The organism is Desulfosarcina cetonica JCM 12296, assembly GCF_001311845.1.
GTDB lineage: Bacteria > Desulfobacterota > Desulfobacteria > Desulfobacterales > Desulfosarcinaceae > Desulfosarcina > Desulfosarcina cetonica.
The window spans coordinates 1-840 of sequence record NZ_BBCC01000509.1 but is presented as its reverse complement, the minus strand read 5'-3'; the positions used below and the strand labels follow the sequence as shown (position 1 = coordinate 840).

Annotated in this window: 2 protein-coding genes; both read right to left on the bottom strand. The window is 63.5% G+C overall.

What is annotated here, in order from left to right:
- Positions 1-385, bottom strand: a 385-nt coding sequence (locus JCM12296_RS35280) for an ATP-binding cassette domain-containing protein (RefSeq protein ID WP_157068222.1), incomplete at its 3' end; no start/stop codon positions are given.
- Between the two features lie 156 nt (positions 386-541).
- Positions 542-840: ABC transporter ATP-binding protein C-terminal domain-containing protein (locus tag JCM12296_RS35275; RefSeq protein ID WP_479690899.1), on the bottom strand; the 299-nt coding region annotated here is incomplete at its 5' end.

Below are 840 nucleotides of genomic sequence, written 5' to 3'. Positions count from 1 at the left end.
GTCGTAGACCGAACTGCATGCGCCGGCCCACTTCCCGGCGGTCGGTCTTCAGTGCCGCCGCCCCCAGAATCAGGTTCTCGGCCACGCTAAGGTGCGGGAAGACCTCGCGTCCCTCGGGGGTCAGGGCCAGGCCGTGTCGCACCATGCGCACCGGTGACGGTTTGGCGATCACTTGGCCGTCGAGCAAAAGACGCCCCCCGGAAGCGGGCATCAGACCCATGATGCATTTGAGCAAGGTGGTTTTGCCGGCGCCATTGGCGCCCACCAGGGCCACGGTCTCGCCGGCGGCAATGCTTAGATCGACACCGAAAAGGGCCTGGGCGGCACCGTAATGGGCGGTCAGTTGCTCGATGGCGAGAATTGGCGGGGGCTGTTGGGTGTCCATGGTTAATAATCTCGTAAAATACCCTTCTTCGGACGGCGTCGTAACACGTCCAAGATCAAGGCTTGCGAATCCCGAGGAGCGAGGCGTACTTGTGGTACGTCGCAGTGACGAGGGATGCGCGTAACGCCGATATTGGACGTGTTACGACGCTGTCATTTAAGCAGTGGCCTCCATGCGTCCCAGATACGCTTCCAACACCCGAGGGTTGTTGCGGATGGCCGCCGGCGGCCCGCTGGCGATGCAACGGCCACTGTCCAGCACGACCACCTGATCGGCCACGTCCATGACCAGTTCCATGTCATGCTCCACGAGCAGCATGGTGTGGCCGGCATTGCGCTGTTGCCGGATGTGACGGGCAATGCCGGCCGTCTCCACGGCGTTCAGTCCGGCCACCGGTTCGTCCAGCAGCACCAGCCGGGGACGGCTCACAAAGGCCCGCGCCATCTCCACGCGTT